The 17,627-nt window shown below is 36.2% G+C and carries 19 protein-coding genes; 9 read left to right on the top strand and 10 right to left on the bottom strand.

The window, feature by feature from the left end:
• Positions 1 to 118 precede the first annotated feature (118 nt).
• From AC27VX_RS19840 to AC27VX_RS19825, 4 genes are all read right to left on the bottom strand, one after another.
• On the bottom strand, positions 119 to 505 hold the full coding sequence (locus AC27VX_RS19840; protein WP_236856018.1) for a DUF423 domain-containing protein: 387 nt from the start codon (positions 503 to 505) through the stop codon (positions 119 to 121).
• A 31-nt stretch (positions 506 to 536) separates the two neighbouring features.
• Positions 537 to 1,199 (bottom strand): energy transducer TonB, encoded by a 663-nt coding sequence (locus tag AC27VX_RS19835; RefSeq protein WP_488697491.1) that lies wholly within the window; start codon positions 1,197 to 1,199, stop codon positions 537 to 539.
• Between the two features lies 1 nt (position 1,200).
• Entirely contained in the window at positions 1,201 to 2,289 is a 1,089-nt protein-coding gene (locus AC27VX_RS19830) for a hypothetical protein (protein ID WP_488697489.1), read from the bottom strand.
• Positions 2,290 to 2,455: 166 nt separating this feature from the next.
• The gene (locus tag AC27VX_RS19825) at positions 2,456 to 3,784 is read right to left on the bottom strand and encodes a hydroxymethylglutaryl-CoA reductase, degradative (RefSeq protein WP_236856021.1); all 1,329 of its coding nucleotides are present in this window, start codon (positions 3,782 to 3,784) and stop codon (positions 2,456 to 2,458) included.
• Between the two features lie 155 nt (positions 3,785 to 3,939).
• Here AC27VX_RS19825 and AC27VX_RS19820 point away from each other — a divergent pair, with 155 nt between their 5' ends.
• Positions 3,940 to 5,199: a putative DNA modification/repair radical SAM protein gene (locus AC27VX_RS19820; RefSeq protein ID WP_488697487.1), complete on the top strand. Its 1,260-nt coding sequence runs from the start codon at positions 3,940 to 3,942 to the stop codon at positions 5,197 to 5,199.
• A gap of 40 nt (positions 5,200 to 5,239) precedes the next feature.
• Here AC27VX_RS19820 and AC27VX_RS19815 read toward each other — a convergent pair whose 3' ends face one another.
• Positions 5,240 to 5,605, bottom strand: a complete 366-nt coding sequence (locus tag AC27VX_RS19815; protein ID WP_236856023.1) for a winged helix-turn-helix transcriptional regulator — start codon at positions 5,603 to 5,605, stop codon at positions 5,240 to 5,242.
• 94 nt (positions 5,606 to 5,699) lie between these two features.
• Between AC27VX_RS19815 and AC27VX_RS19810 the strand changes: the two genes are divergently transcribed.
• Together AC27VX_RS19810 and AC27VX_RS19805 are read left to right on the top strand one after the other, a co-directional pair.
• Positions 5,700 to 6,563 carry a pirin family protein gene (locus tag AC27VX_RS19810; protein ID WP_488697485.1) on the top strand — a complete coding sequence of 288 codons (864 nt, stop codon included), beginning with the start codon at positions 5,700 to 5,702 and terminating at the stop codon, positions 6,561 to 6,563.
• 108 nt (positions 6,564 to 6,671) lie between these two features.
• The gene (locus AC27VX_RS19805; RefSeq protein ID WP_488697483.1) at positions 6,672 to 7,430 is read left to right on the top strand and encodes a TIGR03915 family putative DNA repair protein; all 759 of its coding nucleotides are present in this window, start codon (positions 6,672 to 6,674) and stop codon (positions 7,428 to 7,430) included.
• Between the two features lie 838 nt (positions 7,431 to 8,268).
• On the opposite strand, the gene AC27VX_RS19800 is transcribed toward AC27VX_RS19805, so the two are convergent.
• Genes AC27VX_RS19800 through AC27VX_RS19790 form a run of 3 tightly spaced genes read right to left on the bottom strand, consistent with a single transcriptional unit; the run spans position 8,269 to position 9,704 of the window.
• A complete protein-coding gene (locus AC27VX_RS19800) occupies positions 8,269 to 9,069 on the bottom strand; it encodes a DNA alkylation repair protein (protein ID WP_488697481.1) in 801 nt (266 codons plus the stop codon).
• On the bottom strand, positions 9,066 to 9,485 hold the full coding sequence (locus AC27VX_RS19795) for a peroxiredoxin-like family protein (protein WP_488697479.1): 420 nt from the start codon (positions 9,483 to 9,485) through the stop codon (positions 9,066 to 9,068). Before AC27VX_RS19795 ends, AC27VX_RS19800 begins: the two co-directional genes overlap by 4 nt.
• Positions 9,486 to 9,704 carry a hypothetical protein gene (locus AC27VX_RS19790; RefSeq protein WP_488697477.1) on the bottom strand — a complete coding sequence of 73 codons (219 nt, stop codon included), beginning with the start codon at positions 9,702 to 9,704 and terminating at the stop codon, positions 9,486 to 9,488.
• Between the two features lie 96 nt (positions 9,705 to 9,800).
• On the opposite strand from AC27VX_RS19790, the gene AC27VX_RS19785 reads away from it, so the two are divergent.
• From AC27VX_RS19785 to gap, 4 genes are all read left to right on the top strand, one after another.
• Positions 9,801 to 10,151, top strand: a complete 351-nt coding sequence (locus tag AC27VX_RS19785; protein WP_488697475.1) for a winged helix-turn-helix transcriptional regulator — start codon at positions 9,801 to 9,803, stop codon at positions 10,149 to 10,151.
• A gap of 80 nt (positions 10,152 to 10,231) precedes the next feature.
• Positions 10,232 to 11,089 carry a DUF4846 domain-containing protein gene (locus AC27VX_RS19780; protein ID WP_488697473.1) on the top strand — a complete coding sequence of 286 codons (858 nt, stop codon included), beginning with the start codon at positions 10,232 to 10,234 and terminating at the stop codon, positions 11,087 to 11,089.
• 83 nt (positions 11,090 to 11,172) lie between these two features.
• Positions 11,173 to 12,159 carry a 6-phosphofructokinase gene (gene pfkA, locus AC27VX_RS19775; RefSeq protein ID WP_236856030.1) on the top strand — a complete coding sequence of 329 codons (987 nt, stop codon included), beginning with the start codon at positions 11,173 to 11,175 and terminating at the stop codon, positions 12,157 to 12,159.
• A 31-nt stretch (positions 12,160 to 12,190) separates the two neighbouring features.
• Entirely contained in the window at positions 12,191 to 13,195 is a 1,005-nt protein-coding gene (gap, locus tag AC27VX_RS19770; RefSeq protein ID WP_236856031.1) for a type I glyceraldehyde-3-phosphate dehydrogenase, read from the top strand.
• A gap of 56 nt (positions 13,196 to 13,251) precedes the next feature.
• Here gap and AC27VX_RS19765 read toward each other — a convergent pair whose 3' ends face one another.
• Positions 13,252 to 13,638: a hypothetical protein gene (locus AC27VX_RS19765; protein WP_488697471.1), complete on the bottom strand. Its 387-nt coding sequence runs from the start codon at positions 13,636 to 13,638 to the stop codon at positions 13,252 to 13,254.
• A 180-nt stretch (positions 13,639 to 13,818) separates the two neighbouring features.
• Between AC27VX_RS19765 and AC27VX_RS19760 the strand changes: the two genes are divergently transcribed.
• Positions 13,819 to 15,009 (top strand): oxygenase MpaB family protein, encoded by a 1,191-nt coding sequence (locus AC27VX_RS19760; protein ID WP_488697469.1) that lies wholly within the window; start codon positions 13,819 to 13,821, stop codon positions 15,007 to 15,009.
• A gap of 28 nt (positions 15,010 to 15,037) precedes the next feature.
• Here AC27VX_RS19760 and AC27VX_RS19755 read toward each other — a convergent pair whose 3' ends face one another.
• Entirely contained in the window at positions 15,038 to 15,985 is a 948-nt protein-coding gene (locus AC27VX_RS19755) for a hypothetical protein (protein ID WP_488697467.1), read from the bottom strand.
• Between the two features lie 603 nt (positions 15,986 to 16,588).
• Here AC27VX_RS19755 and recA point away from each other — a divergent pair.
• On the top strand, positions 16,589 to 17,590 hold the full coding sequence (gene recA / locus AC27VX_RS19750) for a recombinase RecA (protein ID WP_236856035.1): 1,002 nt from the start codon (positions 16,589 to 16,591) through the stop codon (positions 17,588 to 17,590).
• The last annotated feature ends 37 nt before the right edge of the window (positions 17,591 to 17,627 follow it).

Below are 17,627 nucleotides of genomic sequence, written 5' to 3'. Positions count from 1 at the left end.
TTGCTCTGTCTGAATACCACTGCAAACGTAAAATATTTCATTGATAAAGATCCCTGCGAACTTCCTGCTGAAAGAAACTCATGAGATCCATATGCAGGTGTATTAATACTATTTATTCTTAAATTTTATTTTTAGCAAAGTAAAAAATAAGCATTCCCCAGCTTAAGATCATCATCAGACCACCAAGCGGAGTAATAGGGCCTAAGAATTTAAGATTCACTCCTAAGTAATCCTGCATACTCAAAAAGTAAATGCTCAGTGAGAATAAAAGAGTTCCTGCAATCATTAAAATTGAAGTCCATTTTTCAGCTGATGTTTCAAATTTTAAGATATATCCGATGATCAGCAGGAAAAATGCTGCGTACATCTGGTATCTTACTCCTGTTTCAAAACTTTCCAGTCTTTCCACAGCCAGTATTTTCTTTAAAGCATGCGCTCCGAATGCACCTAGGATTACAGATACCATTCCGTAAACTGCTCCAAAAACTAAAGTAATTGTTTTCATTTAAATTTAACTTAAAATATTTTTACTAGAATTATTCTATTGCCAAGGTAACCGGCAGGCTATACATATTTCTGATCGGTTCGCCATTTTTCATTTCGGGTAAAAAAACTTTCTGGATTGAGTAAAAATTCAAAGCAGAAAATAATTTAATTTCCTCATTATCTGTTCCTGTCACTTTAACTTCTTTCATGATACCATCTTTATCTACAATAAAGTTAAATCTAAGTTTCAGAGGGGCATCCTGATTTTCTAAAAGTTCACTTCCACTAAACGCTTTAATCACTTCATTGCGGATAATGTCTGGTGAAAACGGCTGTGCAGCAGATGAAGGACTATTGTTTTTTATCGAAGAAGCTTCCTTATTTTCTTTTTCAACTTGTTCCAGCAATGATTTAAGCTTTTCTACTTTTTGAGGCTGGTTTTTATTCTGACAATCAGAATAAGAGCTTTTCAAAGTGTTGAATTGCTTGGTATATTCCTGCTCATCAGCTTTTGAGAGACTTCCATTTGGTGATTTCCCTGCTATTGCTTTATATTTTTCATCTAGAATTTCAATGTCTTTCCCACATTTCTTTCGTATATCAGAGTAAAGGCTATTGACTGTTTTTCGTAAAGTAGCTCTGGTATTTTGAGCAAGAGCAGCAGTAACAATCGTGCAGGCTACAAGTGAAAAAATTTTTCTTATGATTATCATTTTACAATTCTTCTAATTCTATGGTTAAATCATTTTTAGTTTTATAATCCTGCCAGGTTCCTGTAATTTTATTCCCGCTCATTTCTGCTTCTACAAAGGCTCTGATGATCCATTGATTTGTCTCCTCACTGTAGTATTCATTTTCAGTAATTGAGATATGGTTTCCTTTCATCTTTCCGTTCCACTCAATAAGTTTTTTACTTTTATCATACCAATACCATGCAGAAAAGGAACTTTCTCCTTTTGCGTCTTTAGCATCATAAAAGTTTTTTATAAGAACTGTCACCGGATATTTTCCGCCTATCATTCCTTTGTACAGTTTATTCCTGAAACTGGTTTTATCAGCTTTTGGAGATCCGTTAAGTAAATTCTTCGCATAAGGACTCCAGTAATTATCAAGCTCTTTATAAGACAGTTCAATAACATGCTCATCCAGCTCATCCAGTGCTCTCATAGCGTGATTCGCACATCTACCGGCAATAAATTTAAGCTTATCTTCGGTGAAATAATATTTGATTCCATCTAAAGTATAATCTGTATAGCAGCCTTCATAAATAGCAATCTGATCCAACACTTCTTGTGAAGGATTTTTTTCTGATTTTAACTGAGTGAGAAAATCATTAATATTTTTTCTTATTCTTTTCTGAATAATACTTTCCACTACTTTAACGGCACCTGGCTGAAAAAGATCCTGAATATTAATCAAATTTCCGGTTCTGAGGTCAAAATTCTTCCAGATCATGAAATATTCCGGGTAGGCTCCGGAAGCCTCTCCATCTATGGCAAGACACAAGATATTCTTTGGTGCATCCCTCTTTTCCCAGCTATAAAAATCAACATAGTTAGAGTAAGACGTCTTTCCACTGGAAACCAGCTTAAAGGGGTTTCCTCCTGAACCGGGAATATATTCCAGCTGATCAACCTGTAAAAAAGTATTGATCTTATTTTCTACTGTTGGTTTATCTGCATAAGAAACCACAGGAAAATTACAATTTTCAGATTTCGGCTGTAAAAAATTTATTTTCAGGTTTTTCTGCTGTGAAAAACTTAAACCTGAAATCAACAGAAAAAATAAGGTACTTTTTTTCACTATTTCGACTTTAGATACATTAAAATAAACTTGGCAACCAAAGTTGAAACTCCCAGTATAATAAACATATTGGCAAATCTTCTGGAACTTTTAAAACCTTCCATTGTTGTTTTCTTTAAAAAGAATCCAAAGAGAAGGAATATAACGGGCAAAATGATCTGTAGCATTAGTTTCCTCTCATTCGGTTAAACTCATTGATCACTTCATGATGGCTTACCGTCTTATCTTTAAAATAGGCAACAAAGTGCTGTTTTTCTTCTTCTGTAGCGCCCAGTTGGTTCAAAATATTCAATAAGTGCATTTTCATGTGACCTTTCTGAATTCCTGTAGTAACTAAAGAACGTAATGCTCCAAAATTCTGAGCCAATCCTGAAACGGCGAGAATACTCATTAATTCCTGTGCAGAAGGTTTTCCTAATAATGCCAGAGAGAATTTTACCAGAGGATGAAGATTGGTCAACCCTCCTACAACTCCTACAGAAATTGGGAGATCAATCCAGAATCTGAAAACACCATTGTCAGTTGTACAATGCGTCAGAGATCTGTATTGTCCGTCTCTGGCAGCATAAGCATGAGCACAGGCTTCAGTAGCTCTGAAGTCATTTCCTGTAGCAATCACTACAGCGTCTACACCGTTCATCACTCCTTTATTGTGAGTAGTTGCACGGTAAGGTTCAATTTCGGCAATGGTAACCGCCTGTTTGAACTTGGATGCAAATTCTTCAGGAGAAATTCCGCTGTCATCTTTTAAATCTTCCATTTTACAGGAAACCTCAGCTCTCACGATACAGTCAGGTGTAAAGTTGGAAAGAATATTCATTACGATCTGTAAAGAGTTCTTTTCATCCTGTGTAAAATCTTCGCTGGTTGCCACTTCCTGTCTCAATGTTTTTCCAAACTGTTCAAGACACGAATTGATAAAGTTTGCGCCCATAGAATCTACGGTATCGAAACTTGCTTTCAACTGGTAATAATTCGGCATATCTGCAGTCTTATCCACCAGGCTTATATTTAAAATACCTCCTCCACGTTTTCTCATGTTGGATGTAATATCTTCTGTAGCTTCAAGCAGTTTTTTCTTTAGGCTGAAATTAAAGAAATGTAAAAGTTTGTGAGATTCTACATTGAATATAAAATGGGTATGCCCTAGCTTTTCTGTATTGATGATTGTGGTTTTAAAACCGCCTTTATCAATCCAGAATTTTGCAGCTTTCGAAGCAGCTGCTACTACTGAACTTTCTTCAACTGCCATGGGAAGTGCCAATAGCTTTCCGTCAATCAAAAAGTTTGGAGCAATTCCGTAGGGCATATAAAAATTGGAGATGGTATTTTCAGAAAATTCGTCGTGAAGTTTCTGAAGGTCTGCATCTTCGTTCCAATATTGTTTTAATATATTTTGGTATTCGTGATTTCCTTCAAGGTATTCGTTTACGAGCCAGTCGATTTTCCCCTGTTTTGGAAGCTTGGAAAACCCTTCGATTGGTTTATGATTCATAATATAAACTTTAATGAGCCGTAAATATAATGATTTTGAGGGGCTTTTTTGTTGATAACTTCTATGAAAAAAGATTGACATTTATCAATTTTGGAGCTAAATTTGAACACTATTTAATTAAAGTCCGATACAAATAATATCAATTCTTAAGAAATATGAATTTTGAACGCCTGAAAGAAAAGCTCGAAATCCTTGCCGATGCAGCGAAATATGATGTTTCCTGCTCTTCCAGCGGAGGGACCAGAAAAAATAAAAAAGGGGCTTTAGGAGACAGTTCCGTAAGCGGAATTTGTCATACCTATACGGAAGACGGAAGATGTGTTTCTCTTCTTAAAATTCTATTGACCAACCATTGTATCTATGATTGTGCTTACTGTGTTTCCAGAAGTTCAAATGATATTAAAAGAGCAGCTTTTACAGTTGAAGAAGTGGTAGATCTTACAATTAATTTTTACCGTAGAAATTATATTGAAGGCTTGTTTTTAAGCTCAGGAATTTTCAAAAATGCAGATACTACTATGGAACGGCTCGTAAGAGTAGCCAAAAAGCTGCGTGTGGAAGAGAATTTTAATGGCTATATTCATTTGAAATCTATTCCAGGTGCAAGCGACGAGCTGATGCAGGAAGCTGCGCTATATGCAGACCGATTATCTGTAAATATTGAAATTCCAACGGAAAGCGGATTAAAATTGTTAGCTCCTGAGAAAAACAGACAGGATATGATCAACCCGATGCGCTACATTCAGAAAGGAATCACCCAATATCAGGACGAGAAAAAAGTTTTGAAAAAAGTTCCCAAGTTTGCTCCGGCAGGACAGTCTACACAGATGATTGTAGGAGCCACTAACGAAAATGATCTGCAGATCATCAAAGTTGCCGATCATTTTTATAAAAATTTTAATCTGAAAAGGGTGTATTATTCAGGTTATGTTCCTGTTTTAGAAGATAAAAGACTGCCTTCTTTAACTACCGAGGTACCTATGCTTCGTGAAAACCGTTTGTATCAGTCGGATTGGCTGATGAGATTTTATGGTTTTAAAGCGGAAGAAATCTTAGATCCAAACGTTCCTTTTCTTGATCTGGAAGTAGATCCGAAATTAAGCTGGGCTCTACGGAATTTGCATCAGTTTCCGATCAACCTTCAGACTGCGGATTATCAGATGATTTTAAGAATCCCGGGAATAGGAGTAAAATCTGCCCAGAAGATTATCAGCGCAAGAAGGTTTCAGATTTTAACGATGGATCACCTCAAAAAACTGGGAGCAGCAGTGAACCGGGCTAAATATTTTATTGATTTTAACACCGGAAATGCTTATCTGAAATATCTGACGGATAAAAACTTTAGAAAACTGCTTGTAGGGGGAAGCTCTTCCAAGTTTCACAATCAATTTTCTCAGCAGTTGAGTTTGTTTTGATTATAATCCGGAAAAATACAGAGCTCGGGCAGGGATGATATTATTTATGGTATTCGGAATTGTCTTCCTGCATTTCCCTAATCGTTTTTTCTCTATGGCTTTCACCCCATTTTTCCATGGAAGTCAGTACTTCCTGTAAGCTTTTACTGTACGGAGTAAGCTCATATTCCACCGTAACAGGCTTCGTATCAAGAACCGTTCTGCTTACAAGACCATTGACTTCCAGCTCCTGCAATTCTTTAGATAAAATACGGGGCGTAATCCCCACTTCACGGGATAATTCTCCAAACCTCCTTTTCCCACTCATCAGAACTGTGACCAGTACCAATTTCCATTTGCCTCCTACCACATCCAATGTATCTTTAAGCGCACGGATAGATCTCTGACATGTTTCTTTAGTATGCATAAGTATCTTTTTTGTAACTACTATCCTTTAGGTAACACATGATAAATGTAGAGATTTTTTTTGGAAATTTGACTTATAAATAAAAGCACTTACAATGATACAACGAACAATAAAATCAGTAATACAAGGGTCATGGCGACAAGGTTTTTTAGGAAAAGGGCATAAAGCATTAAACGTATTGGAAAATATTCCTTATCAGGATTCTGATCCGTTTATTGTATTTATGGACGATGATATGAATCTTCCGGGTGGACCTCCGGTAGGCGGTCCCCACCCCCATGCAGGAATTGAAACATTAACCCTCGTATTAAACGGTGACGAAAAAGAACTGTTAACCGGCAGTCTTGAAATCATGAGTGCAGGAAAAGGCATTATTCATACAGAGGAAATATCAACAGAAAAAAATGTACATTACCTGCAGGTTTGGATTGTGCTGCCTCTTGACAAAAGATGGACGCAGCCAATTTTTCAAAAAATACTTTTAGAGGATGTTCCTAAGATCATCACCGATCACTATGAAATAAGAATTTATAGTGGCAGCAGCAACGGACTCACTTCTCCTGTTAAAGATTACACCCCCTTCAGTTTAATAGACTATCACATGAAAAAAAATGCACATATAGTGCAGGAAATGCCGGGAGATTATAATGGTTTGATCTATGTATTAGATGGCTCTGTGAAGATTTCCGGAAGAACTGTAAAAACAGGTCAGACCGGATGGCTCAACAAAACAGGAAGTGACGAAGAGAGCCAGTTAACATTTGAGACAGGCGACCAAACAGCCCGCTTTGTACTTTATGCAGGAAAACCTCATAATGTTTCCGTGGTACAGCACGGACCATTTGTTGCCGACAGCCCTGAAGATATCTCAAAACTCTACAGAGAATACCGTAACGGTGAAATGCCACACCTCAACGATCTTCCTGAATCTCAGAGAATACAGTATTTCAAAGAATAAAAAAGAACAGAGCAATTTTATTTTAAAAAAGGACACTCACTCAGTTTTAGTGGGTGTCTTTTTCGTTATTTTTGTACATAATGCACCTTCGCTACCAAAAAAAGAATTATGATTACAATGATTTATGACGGAAGTTTTGACGGAATTTTAACCGCGGTATTCGAAGTTTTTGAATATCGTTATAAAGAGGTTGAAATATTCAGAAAATCGCGTTTTCACCAGAAGAATATTTTCGCTGAAATTCACGAAGTAGTTACGCAGAATGATAAATCGGAAAGAGTTTTAAATAAACTCGAAGACAATATAGGTAAATCAGGAATTCATAAGTTACTTAAGGTTTTCTTATCAGAAGAAGCCGAGTCAGAACAACTTATTTTGTCGGCTGTACAACAATCCATAAAACACCCGATGGAAAATATACTTGAAAATTATGCCGACCGTGATATTTTAAAAATATCAAAAATCTGCAAATCTGTAGATCGTGAAAGACACCGGATGACTGCTTTTGTCCGTTTTGAAAAAATGCTGGATGGCGTTTTCTTTGCGAAAATAGATCCGGATTTTGATGTACTTCCACTGATCAGAAAACATTTTAAAGACCGCTACCAGGATCAGAAATGGATGATCTACGATTTGCGAAGAAACTATGGTATTCTTTATGATCTGGAAAACTGCGATTTCTTCTACCCTGATGAGAAATTGGACCTCAATAAATATCATGAGAAATTTCACGATGATGAAAACCGTTACCAAACCCTTTGGCAGAGATACTTTACCAAAACCAATATTGTTGAAAGGAAAAATCTTAAACTTCATATTCAACATGTCCCGAAAAGATATTGGAAGTACCTGACCGAAAAGTGGTAAGCTTTTTCATTTACAACATATTGACTATCATATACAATGAAATCAACATTTTCACTTTGTGGATAACTTTCTCAGTTATTTGGCAAACAAAAATTCATGCTAAGCACTTCTGCGAGGACTTCTAATTAAAAAACTCATTAATAGTTATTTACAGTAAAAAACAAATCAGCACTCTGATATTGTGGATAACTTTTTTAACCATAAATGATAATACTCTATGTAGATCTTCTTCTTATATGAATGGCATCCGTGTCCTATTTTTATTAGATCTTCGAAATATCAAGGATCTGCCGGGATCCAATTCTAATTTCCACTTTGTGGATAACTTTTTCAATAACCTAAAAATAAAAATCCACGATAAGCCCCTTCAAATGCAACTTTCATACTACACTAATGATCAAGTATTTATAATCACACAAAATCAACAATCTGACTTTGTGGATAACTTTTACAATTACAGACACCATAAGTCTCATAAATTTTCACACCCTATATATTGTATGTTGTACTCTTTCTAATTTTTTATTTCATTTGGAAAATTAGGAGGGAAACTAATCAGCATTTCCATATTGTGGATAACTTTTTAAGTTAGATAAGAAACAAAAATTCACGCCAAAGCCCTTGAGAAGAAACTTCATTAACTTTTTAAATTACAACTACTTCGACTAAAAAATAAATTAACATTTTGATATTGTGGATAACTTTTTTAACTAAGTATTATAGAGATTTGAAAAGATTCTTATGTCAAATCCTTTATTGAAGGGATTCATATTCAATTTTTCTCCGGTCCAAAATTCGGATAGAAAATGAACCGGCAAGTTTGTTTTGTGGATAACTTTTATTTCCTGATGGTTCGTAAAGCTTTTTTTACAATATACTGGGTTTCTTTTGCTGGGTTTTCTTTAAGCCATTCATCACAAATTTCTATGACAAACTCAGGTTTTGACTTACCGGCATCATTAAGCCAATTTCCTACACTATCCTGCACATATCTGGATGAATCAGATTGTAGTGGCTCCAGAATTTCTAATCCTAATCCCGGATTTTGTTTCAATTCCGCGATATGTTCACACCAGACCCCCCTTGGTCTTGTTGACTCGCTGGCAAAACGCCTTATATTTTCATTTTCATGAGTGGCCCATTCAGATAAGATGGAGATAGCTTCGGCAAGATTTTCTGAAATGTCAGGACGTACTGTCATCCAGCAAATTTCCCTTACTCCAAAATGAGTATCTGAAGCAAAAGCACGGATTTTATTTAATTTTTCTCCGATATTCAGATTCTTGTTTCTTCCCACAGCATACGCAGCCCAGCAGCGTACCAGATCTGACTGATGGGTAGAAATCTCTGATAAAAAAGCCTGATCATGATTTTCGACTGCCAGATTGAGTAGTCCTACTCCAATGGCTTCGTTGATGCTGTTAACTGTTTGCTTTTTAAGCTGATCTATATTTTCTAAAACTGTCTTCAGATATTTTGTACGGTTTTTCTGCAGAAGCAGACTTTCCAGTAAAATCTTTTGATCTACTGCCAGCCATTCTGTAAGATTAGCCGTCTCCAGTCTGCCTTGGTTCAGCTGCTTTAAAATGTCTGCAGGAATATCTTTGATGGAGCGCGCTCCTTTTCGTTTTTCCGTCATAACGCCTGTAATAATTTTTCCATATCTACTCTGTTCATGTAATTCACGTCTAAAAACTTATAGGTGACGACTCTGTCTTTATCTACCACAAATATAGCCGGGACCGGCAAAGTGTTGTTTTCACTTTTATTAAAATCAAAAAGGTTAATTCCTAGATCTTGATAATAAGGAATGACAAACTCCTGTAATTGGAATACAATTCCTAATTTTTCAGCAAAAGCATTATTAAAATCTGTAAGTACTTCAAATTCCAATTTGTTTCTTTCAGCCATAGGTAATGAATGATCCGGACTTTGTGGAGAAATAGCCACCAAAACAGTATTTTTATCATTTATTCCGGGAAGATTTTTCTGCAAAAAATTCAATTCCAGATTACAGTAAGGACACCAGGAGCCTCTGTAAAACACTAAAATCATTTATTGTTTTTTAAGAACTCCCAAAGAATCTATCATTTCACCATATGCGTTGGGTAAAAAAAACTCAGGAATCCTGGCACCTATCTGAATGCTGTTTTCTTCAATGTTTTTTGTTCTCAAATCCTCTATAGATTGCCCAAATACTTTTAAGGTTTCCTGGGTAAGCTTTGAGGACAAGTCATTATTCAATTTCTCAATCTGCATTGCCAGTGTATTCATTGCTTTTAAATTTATTATTTTCACAAAGGTGTAAAAGCCTTTATAAATGGGCAATACCGCATATTTTTCGCCCATAGGGGTAAAAAAGTCAATTTTATGGAAACAAAGGGAAGAGCCGGAGAAAATAAAATCTGTCCGTTGGAAGTCGCCGTTAACAGCATCAGTGGAAAATGGAAAATTCCTATTGTATGGCAGCTTAATGAAGGAAAAAAACGTCCCAGTGAATTTCTCCGCGGAATTGCTAAAGTTGACCGTCGGGTTCTTAATCAGCAATTAACTGAAATGGTGAAAGATGGAATCCTATCGAAACATTCTTATAATGAACTTCCTCCAAGAGTAGAATATACACTTACTGAACTGGGAGAAAAACTGGTGAAAATTCTCTGGCATCTGAATGATTGGGGGAAGTTACTTCTTCCCGAATCCGAAGTGCCGGAAGAGAAGTAAACAGGTTTCTCTATTGATTCACCTAACCCTGACCTATCTATTACAAAAATGCTCATATTTGTAATAGAATCAAATACAATATGAAAAAAAATATTTCAGGACTGGTCATGGCCATTGCTCTGTTGGGCTGCACTCATGATAAATCTCCATCCAACCTCAATCGTCAAGACTCTGAAAGCTTTGTAAAAATCAATAAAGATAAAAACACCATTAAAGAAAGATTTTTTGCTCCTCCAGAGTATAGATGGGTAGATGAGAAACCGGACAGCTTTGGGTATTTTATTGAGAATTTTAAGTTGAAACCTTATGGAAGTCAAATTTTAAAATACGACGGCAATCCTATTTCCACACAAGATCTTCACGAGGCTGTTCTTGATATTGATACAGGAAACAAAGACCTGCAACAATGTGCCGATGCTGTCATCCGACTGAGAGCCGAATATTTATATAAGATGAAAATGACGGATGAAATTAAATTCCATTTTACAAGCGGCGATCTCATCAGCTGGAGTGATTATAAAAACGGAACAAGAGCTTTTGTCAATGGAAATTCTGTCAACTTCCGAAAAACATCAGGCTTTGATGATTCTTACCAGAACTTCAGGAATTACCTGGACCTCATCTTCAACTATGCAGGAACCATTTCATTAAATAAAGAAACAAAACCCATAGAAAAAAACGCGGATTTAAGAACGGGAGACATCCTGATTACCCCCGGAAGTCCCGGACATGTTGTTTTTATTGCCGGAGTAAGTAAAAATAAGGAAGGGCAGAAATTATTTTTATTAGGAGAAGGATTTACCCCGGCACAGTCTATTCACTTGCTCTCCAATCCGTTTAACAAAAATATTTCGCCTTGGTACAATCTTGATATCAACGATAAGGAAACCAAAACAGCCCGATATATTTTTAAACCTACAAACTTCAGAAGCTTTTAATAATTTATATTCAAAACTATTGGAAAGTTACTACGATAATCTGAACTTGTTTTTGTAAATTTGTGTTCGAAATTTTTTACTTGATGAAAGAGAGTGCTGTAAAAAAGATTGCAGTTCTTACTTCAGGAGGTGACTCTCCGGGTATGAATGCGGCATTAAGAGCGGTAGTAAGAACCGCCAATTACTATGATATCGAATGTTACGGAGTGAGAGAGGGCTACAATGGCCTTATCAGCAACGATTTCCTGAAAATGGGAGCTCGTTCCGTAAAAAATATAATCAACCAGGGTGGAACAATTCTAAAGTCTGCCAGATCTACTGAATTCAGAACCAAAGAAGGCCGTCAGAAAGCGTATGACAATTGTGTAAAGCTTGGAATAGACGGATTGGTATGCATTGGTGGAGACGGAACCTTCACAGGCGCCAAAATCTTCAGTGAAGAGTTCGGCATCAGAGTAGTGGGTGTGCCGGGAACTATCGACAATGATATTTTCGGAACAGACAATACGATCGGATACGATACTGCTCTGAATACTGCGATGGAAGCGATTGACAAAATCCGTGACACGGCTACTTCCCACAACAGAGTTTTCTTTGTTGAGGTAATGGGACGTGATGCAGGTTTCATTGCTTTAAACAGTGGGTTGGCAACGGGTGCTCTGGATATTCTTATTCCTGAGAAAAAAGACTGCAGAGATGAGCTTTTCGCTAATTTCAGAAAGGCAGAGAAAACAGGAAAAGCATCCAGCATTGTTGTGGTAGCAGAAGGTGAGAAACAAGGAAGTATCTATGATCTTGCAAACAAGACTAAAGAAGAATTCCCGGAATATGACATTCGTGTAACTGTGTTAGGACATATCCAGAGAGGAGGTTCTCCCAGCTGTGCAGACAGAGTACTTGCCAGCAGACTTGGATATGGTGCGGTAGTAGGATTAATGGAAGGGCAAACTAATGTAATGGCAGGAATGCGTTCCAATGATTTAGTATATACTCCTATTGAGGAAGCCATTAAAAAGCATAATGAAATCAACAAAGATCTGATGTTGATTTCGGAAATTTTAGCAATCTAATTATTTTTATAATCTATAAAAACAAACTATTATGTCAACAATTAAAGTAGGTATCAACGGTTTTGGTAGAATTGGACGTCTTGTTTTCAGAGCAATGACTGAAAGAGACAACATTGAAGTTGTAGGAATCAATGACCTTATCAATGCAGAATACATGGCTTACATGTTAAAATATGACTCTGTACACGGTATTTTTCCAGGTGAAGTTTCTGTAGAAGGAAATGATCTTGTAGTAAACGGAAAAAGAATCAGAGTAACTGCTGAAAGAGATCCGAACAACCTAAAGTGGAATGAAATTGGTGCTGATTATATCGTAGAATCTACAGGTCTTTTCTTATCTAAAGATTCTGCTCAGGCCCACATCAATGCAGGTGCTAAAAAAGTAATCCTTTCTGCTCCTTCTAAAGATGATACTCCAATGTTCGTAATGGGTGTAAACCACAAGGAACTTACTGATGATATCAAAATTTTATCAAACGCTTCTTGTACTACAAACTGTTTAGCTCCTTTAGCTAAGGTAATTCACGATAATTTCGGAATCGTAGAAGGTTTAATGACAACTGTACACGCTACAACAGCAACTCAAAAAACTGTTGACGGTCCTTCAATGAAAGACTGGAGAGGTGGTAGAGCTGCTCTGAACAACATTATCCCTTCTTCTACAGGTGCTGCTAAAGCGGTAGGAAAAGTAATCCCTTCATTGAACGGAAAATTAACTGGTATGTCTTTCAGAGTACCAACTGTTGACGTTTCTGTGGTAGATTTAACAGTGAGAATTGAAAAAGCTGCTTCTTATGAAGAAATCTGTTCAGTAATCAAGGCTGCATCTGAAGGTGAATTAAAAGGTATCTTAGGATATACTGAAGATGCTGTAGTATCTCAGGATTTCGTAGGAGATAAGAGAACTTCTATCTTCGATAAAGATGCTGGTATCATGCTTTCTCCTAACTTCGTAAAACTTGTTTCTTGGTATGACAACGAAATGGGTTACTCTAACAAGTTAGTTGATATGCTTGTACACGCTGCTTCTTTATAATAAGATCTCAGCAATACATCATATAAAACCTTCCCGGTCGGGAAGGTTTTTTTGGTTTATACGGGACACACAGCACCAATACCCTTCTGGAAAAAATACTTGATAATGATCTTTACTAAAGATTTCACAAAAACTCCTAAAGGAATAATTTGTGCAATGGCTTCCAGAATAAAATCAATGATTTTACCAAAAACACTATCCTCCCGTACTATGGAACAAAATATTTCTTTCAGCTTACTCCACAATGCTTGTAAATTAACACTTGCAGCTGTTAATGACACTGCATTTACATTATTTACTAAAAACATTTCAGACTGTTCCTGAGTGTATGAAATATAAAGTTCTGCCAAAGCGTTCTGAGCATCCTGTTCAGTAACCTCTGCCTGTCCTAATCCTTCAGTAAGAATCTCGTTAGAATAAACAGAGATATCTACTAGTTTCATGTTTTCGTTTTTTATCAGCATAACCTAAAGTTTTAATGGTTGCAGCAAAGTTCAAAAATCCCTCAATGTGAAGCAATTACCCTTTTGGGTAATATTGAGAGTCACAAAGTATCATCCTATACCCTGATAAATCTCACCACGGAATTTCGGCGTAAAACTTGTACTTTTATAGGTAAAGGAATGAACATGCTACACCCCCGTTTTAAAGATTCACCCCATTTCAAAGATTTCTGGAAAAATGGCAATGGAAAGTCACTTATAAAATTTTCCGGAGCACAGGTAAGTTTTCAAGACTTTGAAAAATTCTCTTCTTTTTTTTATCATGTGGATGAAATTGGCGATGAGGTTGTAAAAGATGTTTATTTTACTAAAAAATTCAATGAAGCTTCACGAGAAATTGAACATTATATAAGAACTGGAGTTTCTGAAACAGATTCTGTTCCTGAAAGTGTAAAAAGACTTTTCTCCCAAACCCAGGAAATTCCTGCATGGCTTGATCATAATTTATTAAAAAGCGGAGCCGAGCTCTGCATGAGAAGCAACTTAGATTCTCTGATCTCACTAAGGGATTACTGCCTGATGGGAGGTTATGATTATGCTTACCTTAATAAGCCACTCATCGTAACAGAAGCTTTAAAAAAAGGAGCTGTAAAGCGTCTTTCAGAAACATTGGATTTCTGGGTGAATGCCACACGGTATAATGCTTTGGAACTTCACGCAAAAGGGTATGAATTTGCCATAAAAACGAGGCTCATCCATTCTTACGCAAGACTTTCCATTAAGAAACATTATAAAAACTGGGATACCGAAAATTGGGGCGAGCCCATTAATTCCTGGGATATGATGGCAACATATATCGGATTCAGTCTGGTTTTTCTCCATAGCCTTAAGAAATTGGGGAATACTTTTTCCATTGAAGAAGAACAGGGAATTTTCCACCTTTGGAAATATGTAGGATATCTTCTGGGAATTCCGGAACATCTTCTTCCAGATGACAAAAAACAGGCTACGGAATATTTTTATTTATGGACTTCCGTTCAGCCTCCTGCTGATAAAGATTCCGTTCTTCTTGCTCATTCTTTACTGAATGAATCGCTGGAAAATCCAATTTTAAAATTTGAATTTCAAAGAAAAAATTTAAGGTACCTGCACATCTGCTGTACCTGGTTCTTACTGGATGATGAAGTTTGTAAAAGATTACTCATTCCCGAAGTCCCCAATAGAAAGCTTTTCCCCAACTCAAAGATTATTTTCAATAAAATCTATGACAGGATGGTAAGCAGAAATGCCAGAATAAAAAGAGGAAACAAAGATCAGATGAAAGTGCTGGAAGACTATCTGAATATTACCCAAAATTCAAACTTTCATTAAGCCCTTCATTTTTCAACGAAGCAGGAAGTCATATTTGCTCGTTTCTGTTAAAGTGATCCGAAGAGGGTTTACTTCTTGTGAAATTCCAGATCAGATACAATAAAAATAAAACAAGCCAGACGCTAATGACAGCAATAGTGAAAATTTTTCTGATGGAAGGATGGAGGTAGTTCGGTTTGTAGAACAATCGATCAAGGGTTGCAAATTTCTCTTTTAAACTATTTCTTTCATAAGTATTCCGAATCGCATTCAGAGGCTCCTGCTGATGATCCCGGTAATACAAGACATCTTGAGTCAACGTTTTCGGAACTATCTGCGTTTCTATATTATATTTTTTTAAAAGGTTATCCAGCCTCTGAAACGAGTAAAGCAGCGAATCCTGGCCATATTTGTAAAGCAAATTATATCTTTCGACTGCATTCTGATACTGTTGCTGCTTTTCTGAGATTTTATGCAATGGAGAAAACAGACTTTTGTTTTCAAGAAAAATACACATCTTCTCGTCGTATTGAGGATGTACCTCTGCTCCTTTAAAGATAATTTCGGTACTATCCCCTATCTTCTTTTTAGAAATAATCCTTTTTTCCAGCTCTTTGGCGTCAAGCCCAAGAAAATCAAGTACCAATTTAGCTTTGTTGTTTAATTTTTTATGATCATTGCTCAGCATTGTTAGCGTATCAATACTGTAATAGCTGGATTCCGTTGAGTAATAATCCCTATTATTCGGATCGTAGTATAATGTATCTCTCTGCTCAATCACAGGATAAGGTTTGGGATATAAAATATTTTCAGGATTAAAGAGTTTCTCTGAACTGTAGGAAGTATAGTTGTATAAAAAAGGCTGTAAGACATTCAGCAGCGTCTTATCTTTATTAAGATCTTTTTCAGGCAGTTCAGTTCTTAGTTTTGCATTGATTCCCAAACTATAACTGATGAAAAAGGTCAGAGACGAAAAGGACACTAACAGCAATATCATTCCGATTACCAAAATTTTTGAAAGTTCATTTCTTTTTTTAGAATGGTTCCTAAGGAGGAGAATAACAAAGAAAAACAAAAAAAGGCCGGATATAAAAAAGTGAGAAATAGAGACATCATCGTAAAATTTGAACCTATAAAATTCTGTATAGATACTAATTTTCTGCACACCTTCAAACTTTATATATCCGTAAATAAAGTAAGCAAGGTGTATAACAGCTAATACAGCAAAAGATTTAATCAGGAATAGTTTTAATTTTCTGTCCATATTACGATCTTAAAATCATTGTTATAAGATAAGCATTTTTTTATATTGGATGGAGATAAAACTACGGTTATAATCATCAATAAGCTGTCAGGATTATAAATACTGGAAATCATTCATTCAACACTAACTTCCCCCAGCCTTCTGCTTACTGATTCCAACTATAACTTTCTTATCTTAAATTTATTTTTTCAATACCGCATTCCCATCTCTCTCGTTATGAATAACATCACTCATGAAATTTTATCATTTTTTAACTTTAAGAACAGCTTTCAGCAACAAATAATATTAGTTTTTGATGTTTAAATTATGTATTTTTGAGAAATTATTTTAATAGCGATGAGTAACATAGATGATAAGAAAAAAGCACTTGCTTTAGTGCTTGACAAATTAGATAAAACATACGGAAAAGGGACTGTAATGACTTTGGGAGATTCTGCCATAGACACTACAATAGAAGTAATTCCTTCCGGTTCTTTAGGATTAGATATTGCGTTGGGAATAGGTGGATATCCAAAGGGAAGAATCATTGAAATATATGGTCCTGAATCTTCAGGTAAAACAACACTGACTCTTCACGCTATTGCTGAGGCTCAAAAGGCTGGAGGTATTGCTGCTTTCATTGATGCAGAGCACGCTTTCGACAGAACTTATGCTGCGAAATTAGGAATCGATTTAGAAAACCTTATTATTTCTCAGCCGGACAACGGAGAACAGGCATTGGAAATTGCTGATAACCTTATTCGTTCAGGAGCTATCGATATCGTAGTTATTGACTCTGTTGCAGCTCTTACGCCAAAAGCAGAGATCGAAGGTGAAATGGGAGATTCCAAAATGGGTCTTCACGCAAGATTAATGTCTCAGGCATTAAGAAAACTTACAGCTACTATTTCAAGAACGAAGTGTACTGTAATCTTCATCAACCAGCTGAGAGAAAAAATCGGTGTAATGTTCGGAAATCCTGAAACTACTACCGGAGGTAACGCTCTTAAGTTCTATGCTTCTGTAAGAATTGATATCAGAAAAGCAAGTGCACCAATTAAGCAAGGTGACGAAGCTATCGGAAGCCGTGTGAAAGTGAAGATTGTGAAAAACAAAGTTGCACCTCCTTTCAAACAAGCTGAATTCGACATCATGTACGGTGAAGGAGTTTCTAAAGTAGGTGAAATTCTGGATACTGCAGTAGATATGGGAATTGTGAAGAAAAGCGGCTCTTGGTTCAGCTATGAAGAATCTAAACTAGGTCAGGGACGTGATGCTGTAAAAGATGTGTTAAAAGACAATCCTGAACTTTCCGAGGAATTGGAAAACAAGATCAAGGAAGAAATGAAAAACAAATAATTTTTCAGAAAAAATAATAAAAAGGCAGTCTTCGGAT

The sequence above is a fragment of the Chryseobacterium sp. 14P4.3.2 genome (genome assembly GCF_057799275.1).
Note: the sequence above shows the minus strand (reverse complement) of the source record. Positions and strands in the feature narration are given on the sequence as shown.

Excerpts from the sequence above, each read along its gene's own strand:
- AC27VX_RS19840 (WP_236856018.1), bottom strand. The coding sequence starts at position 505 with ATGAAAACAATTACTTTAGTTTTTGGAGCAGTTTACGGAATGGTATCT.
- AC27VX_RS19835 (WP_488697491.1), bottom strand. The coding sequence starts at position 1,199 with ATGATAATCATAAGAAAAATTTTTTCACTTGTAGCCTGCACGATTGTT.
- AC27VX_RS19825 (WP_236856021.1), bottom strand. The coding sequence starts at position 3,784 with ATGAATCATAAACCAATCGAAGGGTTTTCCAAGCTTCCAAAACAGGGG.
- AC27VX_RS19820 (WP_488697487.1), top strand. The coding sequence starts at position 3,940 with ATGAATTTTGAACGCCTGAAAGAAAAGCTCGAAATCCTTGCCGATGCA.
- AC27VX_RS19815 (WP_236856023.1), bottom strand. The coding sequence starts at position 5,605 with ATGCATACTAAAGAAACATGTCAGAGATCTATCCGTGCGCTTAAAGAT.
- AC27VX_RS19810 (WP_488697485.1), top strand. The coding sequence starts at position 5,700 with ATGATACAACGAACAATAAAATCAGTAATACAAGGGTCATGGCGACAA.
- AC27VX_RS19805 (WP_488697483.1), top strand. The coding sequence starts at position 6,672 with ATGATTACAATGATTTATGACGGAAGTTTTGACGGAATTTTAACCGCG.
- AC27VX_RS19800 (WP_488697481.1), bottom strand. The coding sequence starts at position 9,069 with ATGACGGAAAAACGAAAAGGAGCGCGCTCCATCAAAGATATTCCTGCA.
- AC27VX_RS19795 (WP_488697479.1), bottom strand. The coding sequence starts at position 9,485 with ATGATTTTAGTGTTTTACAGAGGCTCCTGGTGTCCTTACTGTAATCTG.
- AC27VX_RS19790 (WP_488697477.1), bottom strand. The coding sequence starts at position 9,704 with ATGAATACACTGGCAATGCAGATTGAGAAATTGAATAATGACTTGTCC.
- AC27VX_RS19785 (WP_488697475.1), top strand. The coding sequence starts at position 9,801 with ATGGAAACAAAGGGAAGAGCCGGAGAAAATAAAATCTGTCCGTTGGAA.
- AC27VX_RS19780 (WP_488697473.1), top strand. The coding sequence starts at position 10,232 with ATGAAAAAAAATATTTCAGGACTGGTCATGGCCATTGCTCTGTTGGGC.
- pfkA (WP_236856030.1), top strand. The coding sequence starts at position 11,173 with ATGAAAGAGAGTGCTGTAAAAAAGATTGCAGTTCTTACTTCAGGAGGT.
- gap (WP_236856031.1), top strand. The coding sequence starts at position 12,191 with ATGTCAACAATTAAAGTAGGTATCAACGGTTTTGGTAGAATTGGACGT.
- AC27VX_RS19765 (WP_488697471.1), bottom strand. The coding sequence starts at position 13,638 with ATGAAACTAGTAGATATCTCTGTTTATTCTAACGAGATTCTTACTGAA.
- AC27VX_RS19760 (WP_488697469.1), top strand. The coding sequence starts at position 13,819 with ATGAACATGCTACACCCCCGTTTTAAAGATTCACCCCATTTCAAAGAT.
- AC27VX_RS19755 (WP_488697467.1), bottom strand. The coding sequence starts at position 15,985 with ATGATATTGCTGTTAGTGTCCTTTTCGTCTCTGACCTTTTTCATCAGT.
- recA (WP_236856035.1), top strand. The coding sequence starts at position 16,589 with ATGAGTAACATAGATGATAAGAAAAAAGCACTTGCTTTAGTGCTTGAC.